A 14,579-nucleotide genomic window follows, 5' to 3' on the forward strand; every position below is an offset into this window, starting at 1 on the left:
AAAATTAGTGTGATAGACGACGATCAGGATAATAAACCGACCAGTTATGCAACAAACGTGCAGCGGGGGGAAGGGAGGTGTCTTTAGTTGAGGTCCCGATGGAAATTACTTGCTGAAGTTGGTGGGTGTTTGCATCCATGTAAGACGAAAAACCAGTGGGATCTTCGGGAAGTTTAATCACTAGGTTTTCGAGGACGGTTTGCAATTCTTCATTAGTTGCATCGACCCCCGCAAGGTGAACGGCCTCGGCAATACTCATTATACCTGAATACGCCCCTTCGGCAGCGTAAGAAGGGTAACGTCCACTTAGCTCATAGAAACGTGATACAAACCACTGATTGAATACTGTATCTGGCCAATTGTTATGATGGCGGGAAGCTAAAATGAGTCCTTCGGGCATATCTTCACCCAATGCGGCAAGGACTTCAAAGTTAGCGCCAGTGTCGAAATTGGCAAAGTGAGCATGTTGGAAAAGCTTGGCGCTATTGGCTTGCTGAATAAAGGTGACGAGGTCACCACCCCACATGGCATTCACGATTAAATCAGTCGGCTTTTCGAGCAATGCCTGAATGAAGGTCACATAGTTTGGTTCATAAAGTTTGGGCCATAGAGTGGTGACAATTTCATAGTTTACTTGTTGTTGTTTCAGTGCTTTTTCTAAATCGTCCCACATGGTGTAGCCGTATTCATAGTCTGGGCCAATATAAGAAATTCTAATCGGTTTATCTGCAGAGGATGAGAAATGCTCACGGATATATTTTGCTCCGGCCAGCATACTTTGTTGGGTGTTATTGCTGACTCGAAAGTATAGCGGACGCTTCCCCGAACCTGTCATCCGCGACGAAGCGTGATCCGTGCCAATAAAAAAGACGTCTTCTTGCTCTGCAACTTGGGCAACTTGCCACGCAATCGATGAATTCACCACGCCACAAATAAAGCGCGTCTGATGATCTCTTACTAATTCTTTTACCAAGCGTGTGGCCCGTGAGGCTTTCGATCTTGAATCTTCAATAATGATTTTTAAACTAGGGTAGTCATCCGTCTTGTCTGCTAATTTTTCTAATGCCAGTTGGATACCTATTTTGCTGTCTTCCCCATACAGGCCACCACGACCAGTAAGAGGAAAAAGACAGCCGATATTTACATCCGCCTTATCTTGGTGACCAAGCACTATCTCCGCTTGGTTGTTTGTCGCTGTGAAACACCCTAATAGGGTGAGTAACCAGGTTAATTTTTTCATAAGAGTGTTCTTATTGTTATTTTTCTGAGTTTAAAGGTCGATATGAAGTCTCTGTATTCTGCGTTTTAGCGCGTGTCGAGAGATACCTAGCTGTTCGGCTGCAAGGCCTTTTCTACCACCGCATTGGCTTAAAGCACTTAAAATCAGCTCTCGCTCTTTATTCTCTACCACTGAGGAGTAATTGGAATCCTCTGTTCTTGACGACGCTGGGTTTTGTTTGTACTCATTGGGTAAGTGTTTTGGCATGGCCGTTTGGCCTGGATACAAAATAGTAATGCGTTCGACTAAGTTTTTTAATTCTCGAATATTGCCTGGCCAAGGGTAGGTTTTAAGCTGCGAGATAACATCATCGCTCCATATTGGAGGTTTACACCCTTCTTGTTTTGCAAACTGCTCACTGAAGAAGTTGACCAATAAAGCAATGTCACTGGTTCTGTCACTTAGCGCTGGGGCACTAATAGGAACCACGTTGAGACGGTAGTATAAATCGGCGCGGAAAGCACCGGCATCAACGGCTTCTTTAAGGTCTTTGTTGGTGGCGGCAATAACCACGACATTGGCTTTACGCTCTTTCCCTCCACCAATAGATCGATAAACGCGGTTCTCTAGAAACGTCAGTAATTTTGCTTGAATGGCTAGTGGCATTTCGCCAATTTCATCTAAGAACAATGTGCCATTATCTGCCAGTGAGATCAGGCCATCTCGCTTCTGTACAGATCCTGTATAGGCTCCACGTTCGGCTCCAAACAGTTCAGCTTCGATAAGCTGTTCAGGTAGTGCAGCACAGTTTATTTCGATAAAAGGGGCGTCATTAAAGCGGATGTCATGTAGGCTGCGTGCGATTAAGGCTTTTCCTGTGCCGGATTGGCCTGAGATCAAAATGGTTTTTGCCGCACTGTTTCCAATCTGCTCGATCATCTCCCGAAGTTGCTGGATGTTATGACTGTTACCAATAATTCGTTGAGTATGAATTTGCTTAGAGCGTAAAAAACGCAATTCTTTTGATAGCCTTTGTTGTTCACCGCAGCGCTTAATTAGTAGCTCTAGTTCGTCAATATCAAACGGTTTGGTGATGTAGTCGAGCGCGCCTTCTTTTACTGCTTTTACTGCGGTTCTGGTATCCCCATGCGCAGAAATCATGATGACAGGCGTGTCAGGAGATAGGGCTTTTAATTGTGCAAGGACATCTAGTCCAGATTGATCTGGCAGTCCTAAATCCAATAATACGACGTCTGGCGCTAAGGTGGTGAATGTTTTTATGCCTTCGTTTCCTGAATACGCAGCATGGAGGCCAATGTTTTGGTCATTGAGAGAAAATTGGATGCTGCGAACCAAGTTAGGCTCATCGTCTATTACCAAAACGGTTAGGCTACTCATATTTATCTTCTTCTATCCGGTCATTTTGAAAATGTAGTTGAACTTTTGTACCCGTATTTTCCTGGCTTTCAATGGAAAGCTGTGCATTGTTGGACTTGGCTAATACATGACAGATTGCTAACCCTAATCCTGTACCAGCAGACTTTGTTGTAAAGAAAGGTTCTGATACACGTGGCATGAGTGAGGCCGGAATGCCTTTACCATTGTCAATGACGGATAAAATAACTTGCCCATTTTGCTTGGTGCCAAGTAAGGTAATTTGTCCTCCTTCTGGAGGCATTGCCTGAATCGCGTTCAGTATTAAGTTCATTAAAATCTGTCGAATATGAGACAAATCGGCGGTTATCTCAAATAAGGGGTCACAGTCTAGCGCAATCCCAACCTTTTGTTTTCTCGCTGACGCGTTGATCAGCGCTCGTATACCTTCTAATAGCTCCAACAAGCTTATTTTTTCTAATTTCGGTTGTGTCGGCCGAGCAAAGTTTAGCAAGTTTTCAATGACACGATTAACACGTTCTATTTCTTCTTCGACCATCACCAGCATTTCGTTATGCTGAGGATTGGATTCTCGTTTAATTAACGTTTGTATCGTCATGCGAATAATAGTCAGTGGGTTACGAATATCATGAGCTAATCCGGCTGCCAGTTGACCCAAGGAAGCCTGTCGTTCCATTTCAACTGATGCCTGAATAACATGATGCAGTTGTAAACGCATGCGATCAATGGCTAAGGTTAGCCGCTTTAACTCCGTTCCCGGCTGCAGTGGCACAGGGGAGTCTAAATCACCTGCGGCGATGCTTTCTACGCGATCAATCAGTTTGTCTAACTGTCGGTTCAAGCGCTTTGAAATATACCAATGCAGCAGTAATAGACCTGCGGCCGTAAATAGCACCAATAGAATTAACCAGTAACGCATCTCGGCACTTGGTGGACTCGAAAGGTCTTTATTTTGACGCAGTTTTAGCGACCAGTTTGGCAATAACTCATAACGGGTGTTAATGCTGGCGTTTTTGTCTACAGGCTGACCGACAATATCAAATAAACGATCGCCAGGAACGTCTAAGAAGGGCGTATAAGTGCCATCGCTACCAAGTAGCTTGGGTATAGCGGCTAGCGAGTTAAAGCGCAGAATGATGCCAATATATGGTGCTTGCTCAATAGCAAAGCTACTGGTGTTAATTTGTTTTAATAATAAGACGGAGGAAGGACGGTTAAAAGAATAGGTTTCTGGGCCATAAATGCCTGCGTCTTCAAATTGTGTTACTGGGTAGATAAGGGACTGATCGTAGCGATTTTGCGAGTAAGCATATTCTGGAAAACTCCATAAATATTGTTTGTGCTGATCAAAAAATGCAATGCCATAGACATTTTGTAAGTCAGTTTGAATTCTGAGCAAGGTTTGCAATTCAGTAGACAACGACTGCGCGCCATCAAGGGTATAAATTTTGGGGTTGTCTAATTCATCGGCCAAGACATCAAGTTGGTAAAGGCGTTCACGAAGATTGGCCTGGAATTCATTTTGAACGGTGGCGACACGTGTACTTAATTGTTCACTCGATATTTTTATTACCAACTGATTCAGATAAGTATCATAGAGGCCAGAAAACGCTAATAAGGGTACGAGCGCCACGACTAAGGACAATAATAAATAACGATTGGATAAGCGTTTGTTTTGACTTTTGAACAACTTAGTAGGCTCTTTTAATGGCGTAATATCTGGCTATGTTACAGCGATTAAAATGGTATGGACAAAGAAACTTCTTGTTAACACCCGTCACTGACGCACTCCTTCTTAAAGGTCGCTAATTTATTTTTGAAATATTTCATTGTTTAACATTACTGTCACATAACTTTTCTATAGTACAAAACATCGAACGAGCTATGGGCAGTTGCTCATAAATATTTGACTATAACCACTGAGGTTTATGTGATGAAAAAACTAGTTGCAGGTTTAGCGATGACAGCGGCAGTAGGCGTTTCTGTTAACGCTTTTGCAGATGTTGATTCAAATTTGATGTCTTACAGCAAAGCAAGTGGCGTTTCTGGCAATATTTCAAGTGTTGGCTCTGACACATTAGCAAACTTGATGACACTTTGGGCAGAAGACTTCAAACGTCTTTACCCTAACGTGAACATCCAGATTCAAGCGGCTGGTTCTTCTACTGCGCCACCAGCATTGACTGAAGGCACTTCAAACTTCGGCCCTATGTCTCGTACAATGAAAGACAAAGAAATCGCAGCGTTTGAGAAAAAATACGGCTACAAGCCAACAGCGATTCCAGTAGCTATCGATGCTCTAGCGGTTTTCGTACATAAAGATAACCCAATCAAAGGTTTGTCTCTGCCTGAAGTGGATGCGATCTTCTCTTCTACCCGTAAAGGTGGACACAGCGAAGACATCACTAACTGGGGCAAAGCAGGTCTGACTGGTGCTTGGGCGAACCGTGATATTCAAATCTTTGGTCGTAACTCAGTATCCGGTACATATGGTTACTTTAAAAAGCACGCGCTTTTCAAAGGTGACTTCAAAAACTCTGTAAACGAGCAACCAGGTTCTGCTTCTGTTGTTCAGTCTGTTTCTACTTCTCTTAACGGTATTGGTTACTCTGGTATTGGTTACAAAACGTCTTCTGTTCGTGCGGTTGCTTTAGCGAAGAAAGAAGGTGGCAAGTTTATCGATGCAACTGTTGAAAACGCAGCAACGGGTAAATACCCACTGTCTCGTTTCCTTTACGTTTACGTAAACAAAGCCCCTAATAAGCCGCTTGCACCACTACAACGTGAATTCGTTAAAATGGTACTTTCTAAAATGGGTCAAGAGGTTGTCGTAAAAGACGGTTATGTTCCTCTTCCAGCGAAAGTAGCGAGTAAGTACCTTAAAGATCTAGGTATTAACTAAGTAACGCTGTAGCGAGCTACGAATTAGATGCTAAAAGTAGGAGGGCCGAAACGCTCTCCTACTTTGCTTTCTTCGTAGGCTGTCACACTACTGTCACATAAAATGTCACACAACAAAGATGAATGCGGATGACTAAATCAACTGACCATCAGATGCCAGAACTGGATTTCAACACGCCAGCTTTAAAGCGTCATAGAAAAATTCGCGCCCTGAAAGACCGTATGGCTGGAATGGGTATCGCAGTCGGAGGCAGCAGTGTCATTCTTGCTGTGCTTTTGATCTGTTTCTATTTACTTTATGAAGTTGCGCCTTTGTTCTCAAGCGCCTCTATTGAACCTGAAGCTAACTATAGTTTACCCGCGGCAGATCAAGGTGAGAGTTTATACCTGACCACGGAAGAGCAAGCGGAAGTCGGTATGCGAGTGGCGAGTAATGGCAGTATTGTCTTTTTCTCCGTTGCTGATGGCAGTGTGATTAACACCGTAAAAAATCTTCGTGCTGAAAAAGTCACCGCCTTTGCGGTTGAGTCGGATACCAGTCGTTTGATGGCATTTGGTTACGAAGATGGTAAAGCGTTAATCGTCAAACATGATTACAAAACTTCTTACCCAGATGGAAAGCGTAAAATCACGCCAGTGGTTGAATATCCGTATGGCGAAGAAGCGATTGATGTCGCTAATTTCTCGATTAATCAATTAACGCTCCGCGATGGTAGCGACAGTTTAACCATAGCGGCGATTGGCGATTCCAATAGTGCGATTACTAAAGTCACGAAAGACGTTAATTTCATCACAGATGAAGTTGAGTTGAGTGAGCAGAGCGAGCCATTGCCTTTCGTGCCAGATGTGGCCAGCATGCTACTTAGTGGTGATCAGCGTTATCTCTATGTTGCGACTCGTTCAGGTGCTATGAGTGAATTTGATCTACGAGATTTCGATAACATCGCGCTTAAAGATGAAATAGCACTGCTTAAAGACGCCGATACCAAGCTGGTTTCGATGACGTATTTGCTGGGTAAGTCGTCTATCATGGTGGCAGACTCGTCAGGTCGAGTGAGTCAGTGGTTTAATGTTCGTGACGATGCTACAAATGAAGAGAAACTGACCTTTATTCGTGACGTGAAACAACCTGTTGCTTTAGTTGATTTGGCAATGGAACAGCGCCGTAAAGGCTTTGCGACATTGGATGAGCGTGGCTTGGTTGCTATCTACAATGCTACATCAACTCGTCAAGTACTGAACGAAAAACTGAGCGATAACAATGCTCGACTTATTAGCTTTGCTCCTCGCGCTAACGGTCTGTTGCTGGAAGATGATAAAGGGTTACACTTCTTTCATGTAGACAATGAACATCCAGAAGTTTCCTGGTCTTCTTTGTGGGGCAAGGTATGGTACGAGGGTTATCAAGAGCCGACCTATACTTGGCAATCGTCAGCGGCAAATAATGATTTCGAGCCTAAATACAGCTTGATGCCATTAGCGTTTGGTACTTTAAAAGCCGCATTTTATGCGATGTTGATGGCGGTGCCATTGGCAATTTGTGGTGCAATTTATACCGCTTACTTTATGGCTCCAGCATTACGTCGCAAAATCAAACCTGTGATTGAGTTGATGGAAGCCTTGCCTACGGTTATTTTGGGTTTCTTAGCCGGTCTGTTCTTTGCGCCTTTCTTGGAAGAAAATCTTGCCGCGACCTTTAGTATTTTCGTTGTTCTTCCGGTTGGCATCCTATTGTTTGCTTATATTTGGTCTCGTTTGCCTCAGCAAATTCGTTGGATGGTGCCTGAAGGTTGGCAGCCATTATTGCTGATTCCTGTCATCGTCTTCTTAGCTTGGCTCTGTTTGGCGATGAGCCCAATCATTGAGTTGAACTTCTTTGATGGCAACATCCGTGGCTGGATTACTCATGATCTTGGTATTACTTTTGACCAACGTAACGCGCTAGTCGTTGGCTTTGCGATGGGCTTTGCGGTCATTCCGACTATCTTCTCTATTACCGAGGATGCCATCTTTAGTGTGCCAAAAGCGTTAACTCAAGGTTCATTAGCGTTGGGTGCGACGTATTGGCAAACTATGACTCGTGTTGTTCTACCAACAGCGAGCCCTGGTATCTTCTCGGCCATCATGATTGGTATGGGCCGTGCTGTCGGTGAAACCATGATTGTATTGATGGCAACGGGTAATACCCCAATTATGGATTTCAATATCTTCGAAGGCATGCGGACACTAGCGGCTAACTTAGCGGTGGAAGTTCCTGAATCTGAAGTGGGCAGCTCTCACTATCGTATCTTGTTCTTAGCGGCGTTTGTGCTCTTTATCTTCACTTTCGTGGTGAACACAATCGCTGAAACCGTGCGTCAGCACCTACGCAAAAAATACGGGTCGCTATAATGAGTAATCAAATGAAAATGAAGAAAAAATCCGTATCCGAATGGGTCAAATCTGGTGATCCATGGGTGTGGCTAAATGCCGGAGCTGTGGCGATTTCTGTCATCATGGTTGTCGGTTTGTTATTACTGATTGCGGTACGTGGTCTAGGGCATTTTTGGCCTGCTGATGTGGTTGAAACACATTATGCTTTACCTGGTGATTCTGCATATAACCTTGTTGCAGAACGGGTTGAAAGCGTGGAAGTACCGGCTGCTCAGTTGCGTGAAGCGGGTATTGATATTCCAGATCAACATCAGCTGATGCAACGTACTTTGATGAAAACCGGTAACCGGGATGTATACGGTTCGGATTTTCGTTGGGTTATCGATGAATATTTAACGGATACTAAACGTCCTGAAATGCTATTTACGGCGGAACGTCGTGAATGGGGTAACTTATACGGTTATCTGAAGGCGGTGAAAGAAGATGGCAACATCATTTCTGAAACTACTGATCTGACGCCAACCGAGTCAGCATTAGCGACGTGGAATACGTTTGAGAAGAGTATTGAGCGTGCAGCGGTTATTTTCGATGAGATCCATGAGATCGAGAAAAAAGACATTGGTAAGATCAACTACGCTCTTGAGCGTATTCGTCTTGAGCAACGTCGTTTAGAGCTAGAAGGTAAGTTAACGCCAGCTGCCTCCGCCGATCTTGCGACAGAGCGTGGTCAATACGACGAAGAGTACAAAGGGCTTCAGCAAAGCCTAATCGACCTTTATGCTCAGATCAATCGTGATACCTTCATTGTTCAAGTGATGGACGGAACAGAGCATGAAATGCCAGTGGCAAAAATTGTTCATGCCTTCCGCCCTAATTCGATGAACATAGCTCAGAAGATGAGCTTCTACTTCACTAAGTTGTGGGAGTTCTTATCAGATGAGCCTCGTGAAGCGAATACAGAAGGTGGTGTGTTCCCTGCTATTTTCGGTACCGTGATGATGGTGTTGCTGATGACAGTGATAGTGACGCCATTTGGTGTGATCGCTGCGGTTTATCTGCGTGAATATGCGTCCCAAGGCTGGGTTACTCGCATTATTCGTATCGCCGTGAACAACTTAGCGGGCGTGCCTTCCATCGTTTACGGTGTGTTTGGTTTAGGCTTCTTTATTTACTTCCTAGGGTCAGGTATTGACCAAGCTTTCTTCCCAGAAGCTTTGCCATCACCGACCTTTGGTACCGGTGGTTTGATGTGGGCGTCTATAACGCTAGCGTTATTGACTGTGCCTGTGGTTATTGTGGCAACGGAAGAAGGTTTGTCACGTATTCCTCGCAACGTGCGTGAAGGCAGCTTGGCATTGGGTGCAACGAAGTTTGAAACTTTATGGCGTGTTGTTCTGCCTATGGCGAGTCCAGCGATTATGACTGGGGTTATTTTGGCGGTAGCGCGAGCGGCGGGTGAAGTAGCACCGTTGATGTTGGTGGGTGTGGTGAAATTAGCGCCATCGTTGCCATTGGATGGTAATTATCCTTACATCCATTTGGATCAAAAATTCATGCACTTAGGTTTCCATATTTATGATGTGGGTTTCCAAAGTCCAAACGTGGAAGCGGCACGACCACTTGTGTACGCAACAGCTTTATTGCTGGTGATCGTTATTGCCCTGTTAAACTTGTCAGCAGTAACAATTCGAAATCATTTACGTGAAAAATACAAATCGCTGGAAATGTAAGCGGCGGAGAAGAGATTATTATGAGCGACGTTAAAACACACTCAATTGATATTTCAGCAATGCAGCGTAGCCAACAGGCGTTGCGCATTGAAAATGAAACCGTTTGCCTATCTGTAAACGATTTGCACCTGTACTACGGTGAAAAAGAAGCGCTGAAAGGCGTGAACATGATCATTCCAGAGAAAAAGGTTACCGCATTTATCGGGCCTTCTGGTTGTGGTAAATCAACGCTATTGCGTTGCTTTAACCGCATGAATGATTTAGTGGATGGTTGCCGTATTACGGGGGAAATCAACTTACGTGATGAAAATATCTACGCGAAAGGTACAGATGTTGCTGAGCTACGTCGTCGCGTTGGTATGGTATTTCAGAAGCCAAACCCGTTCCCAAAAAGCATTTATGAAAACGTGGCTTATGGCCTTCGTATTCAAGGGATTAATAAAAAGCGTTTGCTGGATGAAACCGTTGAGTGGGCATTGCGTTCTGCGGCGTTGTGGGACGAAGTAAAAGACCGTCTACACGAAAGTGCTTTGGGCATGTCGGGTGGTCAGCAACAACGTTTGGTTATTGCCCGTACTGTAGCGGTAAAACCAGAAGTGCTGTTGTTGGATGAGCCTGCGTCGGCGTTAGACCCTATTTCCACTTTGAAGATCGAAGAATTGATCCATGAGTTGAAAAATGAATTCACTATCGCGATTGTGACACACAACATGCAACAAGCGGCTCGTGTATCAGATTACACAGCGTTTATGTACATGGGCGATTTGATTGAGTTTGGTGACACAAATACCTTGTTCACCAACCCAAGCAAGCAGCAAACAGAAGACTACATCACGGGCCGCTACGGCTAGGCGGAGGACGCATTATGAAAGAATTAACAACGGATCATATTTCTCAGCAGTTTAACAACGAGCTGGAATTGCTTCGCCAACACTTTTTGACCATGGGTGGTGTTGTTGAAAACCAAGTTCAAGACGCAGTACAAGCGTTACTAGATGCGAATGGCTCTTTGGCTGAAGACGTGAAAGATCAAGACGCAACGGTCAATCAGTTGGACGGTTTAATTGATGAAGAGTGTCGTCGTATCTTGGCGAAACGCCAACCTGCGGCGTCTGACTTACGCATGATTTTGTCGATCAGCAAAGCGGTCAGTGAGCTTGAGCGTATCGGTGACGAAGCGAAGAAAATTGCCAACCTGACCTTGAATTTGATCAATGAAGGCGAGTCTCCTCGTGGTTATGTAGAGATCAACCGCATCGGTCAAATGGTGTCGCGTATGATTCATGACTCTTTAGACGCCTATGCTCGTTTAGATATTGATGCTGCCATTAAAGTCGCGAAACAAGATCGTGCGGTAGATCAAGAATACAATACAGCGATGCGTTCTTTGGTGACTTATATGATGGAAGATCCACGCAGTATTTCTCGTGTGATTAACGTTATTTGGGTATTACGTTCTTTAGAGCGTATTGGCGATCATGCTCGTCATACCTGCCAGCATTTGATCTTCATGGTAAAAGGCGTCGATGTTCGTCATATTAATGTGAATGATCTTTCTGTTGAAATGAATAAGAAATAACTCTTGTTGCCGATCTCTTGGTTTGATTCGAAAGCCAAGAGATCGATTCCTCTCCTTTTCTCTCCCTTATTTCTCCTCTGTAATCATTGTCTTTTTACTGTTTATGGGTGGGCTATTGGACTGACTTTGTTATCATCTATTTTTCGTTTTAACGGGTATGAAATACGATGTTTACCATAGAAACCAATCCTACCGCTTCTGTCGAAGAATCTTATCATGAGTTAAATGCTCAACTAGCTGCATTGCTAAGTGGAGAGCGCGACTTCATCTGTAATGCCGCTCAATTTTCCGCGTTTGTGATGCAAACGGTGGCGGATCTGAATTGGTCCGGTTTCTACTTTTCCCGTGGCGAGGAATTGGTGCTTGGGCCGTATGTCGGCAAAGTGGCGTGTACTCGCATCCCATTTGGTCGTGGTGTGTGCGGTAAAGCTGCGACGTCCCTGCAAACCCAGCGTATTGAGGATGTGCATGCCTTTGAAGGTCATATTGCGTGTGATGCGGCTTCGGCCAGTGAAGTCGTTATCCCCATTGTCGTCGAAGGCAAACTGATTGCCGTGTTCGATATGGATAGCCCGAAGGTGGGCCGTTTTTCAGACCTAGATCAAGCTGGCTTGGAAACGTTAGTGGCAACCTTCATTGAAGCCACAGACTTTAGTTGGTCAATCTAATGGTATCGAGTTTATTTAGCTGGAAAAGAAGGCCTCAAGCTCATTGAGTGAGGTTTGATGAATGGCGGGCAGGTCATCGATGATGGCCTGCATACCCAGTTCACTTTGTTGAGCGGATGCTTCTTCTATCAGCTGACATTGTTCGGCAAACACCTGCATTGCCATGTTTAAACTGGCGGATTTTAGTGAATGGCTAATTTGCCTTAATTCTTGATAATCTCTTATATTCCATGCTCGTATGAGCAGTGTCATTTTTTCATGGCTATCATCTACAAACTCTAGACGTATTTGATTAATCGTATCTTTTTCTAGTAACTGAATAAGAGAATCTAGCTGCGCGTAATTAATCATTTTTCTGAGCCTTTAGGTGTTTTGTGTGACAGAAATAGACCTGCAATAAGAGGCTCTAATTGTGTTTGTGTGAGTGGGAAAACTAATGGCGTGACTGGGTATTCTGGATGGTTAATCGCCTGAGGGTGATAACCAAAAACAGGACACGATTTTGTACGCCATTGCATAAGAGCATCATTACCATCACGCTCGAAGCGTGGTGTATTGCCCAGAATAACAAGGTCATAGTCATTATGTTCTTGCAGACTACCATCTTTCGATATAATCGCACTGATGTTAAATGCTGCCAGTTGCAAACTAATAATTTTAGCTAGGTGTATGTCTGTTTCAATAACCAATGCTTGTGTTTGGTATGGGCATTGAAAGCTTGTTGGCTTTGCTGCTGGGTAATTGTTTGGTACATAGAAGGGTATATCCACCCAAAATTCACAGCCTTTTTGTGGCGCACAAGAAAAATGCAGTTCACCTTGCATCAGATAAACCAGCTTGTGGCACAGTGCCAAACTCAAGCCGACTTTGCTAGGCAGCGGCCCTTCTTTTTGCATTGGTAGGGATGGGTTAAACCTTAAGTTTTGTTGTAATTCATTCGGCATACCTAGCCCTGTATCTCTAAGAGCAATTTGCAGCACTCTGATTTCTTTTGTGTCTTTAGCAAGTGGCATTTGAGGCGCGTTTAGTGCCGAAGGTCTAATTTGTAAACTGATGCTACCGGATGGTGTGTGTGTAATGGCATTTTGCAGTAGTGCAACGATAATTTCTTTGGTTCTGGCGAAATCTAGGCTGATATATTTTGGTAAAAGAGGGTCAACATAAAGGATACTCTGCACGTTTTTGCGTGACATCTGGGGCTCAAAGATCGCGAAATACTCTTCGATACTTTTTTGTAAATGCTCAATAGTTGGATTAAGTGTTAGTTTTTTTGCATTGATCAGTGATAAGTCGGAGAGCATTTCGATGGTTTGCAGTAATTGCAGGCCTGACTCTTCAATATGCTTTGAGAGTGCCTGCGTCTCGTTTCTCGATACTGGCCCATTTAGGGTCTTAGCCGTTCCTAGAATAGCATTAAGGGGGGAGCGTATTTCTTGATTCACGAAAGACAGTAAGTTGGCTTTGTCTTCGTTCACCGTTTGCATCCCTAATTGAAGGCTTTTGTTACGTCTAATAACGCTTTTAAGCTCAGTTAACCCTTTTACAGTAAAGAAGCATAAACACAATAGGCAGGCCAACAAGGTTATTGAGAGTAGTTGTATCTCATCTAAATTTTTCTGCAAGGTTTGATGCTGCTTGCTGATAAACTCATTACTGCCTTTATTTACTAGGGTGACAAATTCGTTTATTTGCTCTTCGATACGCCGAATGCGCTCAATTAAGTTGGGTAGGTAAGAGGCATCACCGCTTTCTATTTTAGATAAATTGAAACTGAGCAACTCCAATTCACCGTTAATGATATTCAGCAGTCTGGTGGTGCGACCACTTTCAAAGGTACGAATGAGAGAGCCCACGTCACCCTGCCTAAGCAAGTCTACTCGACTCATTAATAGGTCATATTGAAAGAAAGCACTACCATTTAGAGGATAGTCGTTATCGTCTAATTCTATTAAATAATTGAGAAAACGATATGACTGTATTTGTAATTGTAGGGTGTTCCATAAAGAGCTTTCAAATACACGCCGACTATTATTTTTTGAGCTATCACTGGTGTAAGTAATAATGCCAAAGACAGCGATGGTGATGGCAATAATAAAAGCAACGCAAGCATAGAGTACCCAAAGCTTGAATTTGGACAGCCAAATCTTTTCCTTAAACAAACTTTCCATTTTTACTCCATTAGGGTAACACTTTGATACGGTCAACTTGCCAAATAGAACGACCATAAAACATTTCGGATTTAAGCTCTTTGCGCTCATCGAATGGATAGATCACCATAATAGGCCCGAGGTTTCTAACACTCATTGGCTTGCCATCAAGGTGAGTGGCAAAAATGGCCCCATTTTCAGTAAAGTCACTCAATGGAATCTCGGTCATGTACTCATTGAGCGCAGTGATCTGCAAAAGTGTGCCAGAGCTGCCCACTCGTTGTAATAGGTCGATGGCAGAAAAGCCTTGGTAAGTGTGGCGGCCTTTTGTCCAAGGATTATGAGTAATAACAGTATACTGCGGCAAGCGGTTTAGCATGGTTAAATCAAACTTAGACTCCGGTATTGAACCTGTGGTATTGATTGCCCCTGAGACGCTTAATAAAACGTTTCCTTGTGCCGTTTCCGCAGCATAGGAAGAAATAGAAATAACGCCTAAAAACAGTACAACAAGAAGGTTTAGCTGGGGATGAGAAGAACATAAGCGCATAAATAAGAGCCTAACTT

Annotated in this window: 12 protein-coding genes; 6 read left to right on the forward strand and 6 right to left on the reverse strand. The window is 43.8% G+C overall.

The window, feature by feature from the left end:
* Positions 1–4: 4 nt before the first annotated feature.
* From DFP80_RS02995 to DFP80_RS03005, 3 genes are read right to left on the reverse strand one after another with little or no spacing between them, the layout of a single operon-like run.
* Complete coding sequence (locus tag DFP80_RS02995; protein WP_113915332.1) at positions 5–1,240, reverse strand: ABC transporter substrate-binding protein; 1,236 nt, start codon at positions 1,238–1,240, stop codon at positions 5–7.
* A 30-nt stretch (positions 1,241–1,270) separates the two neighbouring features.
* Positions 1,271–2,617, reverse strand: coding sequence for a sigma-54-dependent transcriptional regulator (locus tag DFP80_RS03000; protein WP_113915333.1), 1,347 nt, complete (start codon positions 2,615–2,617; stop codon positions 1,271–1,273).
* The gene (locus tag DFP80_RS03005) at positions 2,610–4,304 is read right to left on the reverse strand and encodes a sensor histidine kinase (RefSeq protein WP_113915334.1); all 1,695 of its coding nucleotides are present in this window, start codon (positions 4,302–4,304) and stop codon (positions 2,610–2,612) included. The genes DFP80_RS03000 and DFP80_RS03005 overlap by 8 nt, the downstream gene beginning before the upstream one ends.
* 243 nt (positions 4,305–4,547) lie before the next feature.
* Here DFP80_RS03005 and DFP80_RS03010 point away from each other — a divergent pair, with 243 nt between their 5' ends.
* The 6 genes from DFP80_RS03010 to msrC all read left to right on the forward strand — a co-directional run bounded on the left by DFP80_RS03010 (position 4,548) and on the right by msrC (position 11,865).
* The gene (locus tag DFP80_RS03010) at positions 4,548–5,516 is read left to right on the forward strand and encodes a PstS family phosphate ABC transporter substrate-binding protein (RefSeq protein WP_113915335.1); all 969 of its coding nucleotides are present in this window, start codon (positions 4,548–4,550) and stop codon (positions 5,514–5,516) included.
* A 128-nt stretch (positions 5,517–5,644) separates the two neighbouring features.
* Positions 5,645–7,906 carry an ABC transporter permease subunit gene (locus tag DFP80_RS03015; protein ID WP_113915336.1) on the forward strand — a complete coding sequence of 754 codons (2,262 nt, stop codon included), beginning with the start codon at positions 5,645–5,647 and terminating at the stop codon, positions 7,904–7,906.
* 11 nt (positions 7,907–7,917) lie between these two features.
* On the forward strand, positions 7,918–9,618 hold the full coding sequence (gene pstA, locus DFP80_RS03020; protein ID WP_113915448.1) for a phosphate ABC transporter permease PstA: 1,701 nt from the start codon (positions 7,918–7,920) through the stop codon (positions 9,616–9,618).
* A gap of 20 nt (positions 9,619–9,638) precedes the next feature.
* On the forward strand, positions 9,639–10,469 hold the full coding sequence (pstB, locus tag DFP80_RS03025) for a phosphate ABC transporter ATP-binding protein PstB (protein WP_113915337.1): 831 nt from the start codon (positions 9,639–9,641) through the stop codon (positions 10,467–10,469).
* Positions 10,470–10,483: 14 nt separating this feature from the next.
* Positions 10,484–11,197 carry a phosphate signaling complex protein PhoU gene (gene phoU, locus DFP80_RS03030; RefSeq protein WP_113915338.1) on the forward strand — a complete coding sequence of 238 codons (714 nt, stop codon included), beginning with the start codon at positions 10,484–10,486 and terminating at the stop codon, positions 11,195–11,197.
* A 167-nt stretch (positions 11,198–11,364) separates the two neighbouring features.
* A complete protein-coding gene (msrC, locus tag DFP80_RS03035) occupies positions 11,365–11,865 on the forward strand; it encodes a free L-methionine (R)-S-oxide reductase MsrC (RefSeq protein ID WP_113915339.1) in 501 nt (166 codons plus the stop codon).
* Between the two features lie 15 nt (positions 11,866–11,880).
* Here the strand turns inward: msrC and DFP80_RS03040 are convergent, their stop codons facing one another.
* Genes DFP80_RS03040 through DFP80_RS03050 form a run of 3 tightly spaced genes read right to left on the reverse strand, consistent with a single transcriptional unit; the run spans position 11,881 to position 14,562 of the window.
* The gene (locus DFP80_RS03040) at positions 11,881–12,216 is read right to left on the reverse strand and encodes an Hpt domain-containing protein (protein ID WP_113915340.1); all 336 of its coding nucleotides are present in this window, start codon (positions 12,214–12,216) and stop codon (positions 11,881–11,883) included.
* Positions 12,213–14,033: a sensor histidine kinase gene (locus DFP80_RS03045; RefSeq protein WP_113915341.1), complete on the reverse strand. Its 1,821-nt coding sequence runs from the start codon at positions 14,031–14,033 to the stop codon at positions 12,213–12,215. Before DFP80_RS03045 ends, DFP80_RS03040 begins: the two co-directional genes overlap by 4 nt.
* Positions 14,034–14,043: 10 nt before the next feature.
* Positions 14,044–14,562: a putative pterin-binding protein gene (locus DFP80_RS03050; RefSeq protein ID WP_113915342.1), complete on the reverse strand. Its 519-nt coding sequence runs from the start codon at positions 14,560–14,562 to the stop codon at positions 14,044–14,046.
* Between the last annotated feature and the right edge of the window lie 17 nt (positions 14,563–14,579).

Origin of the sequence: Marinomonas rhizomae (genome assembly GCF_003315485.1) — a bacterium.
Classification (GTDB): domain Bacteria; phylum Pseudomonadota; class Gammaproteobacteria; order Pseudomonadales; family Marinomonadaceae; genus Marinomonas; species Marinomonas rhizomae.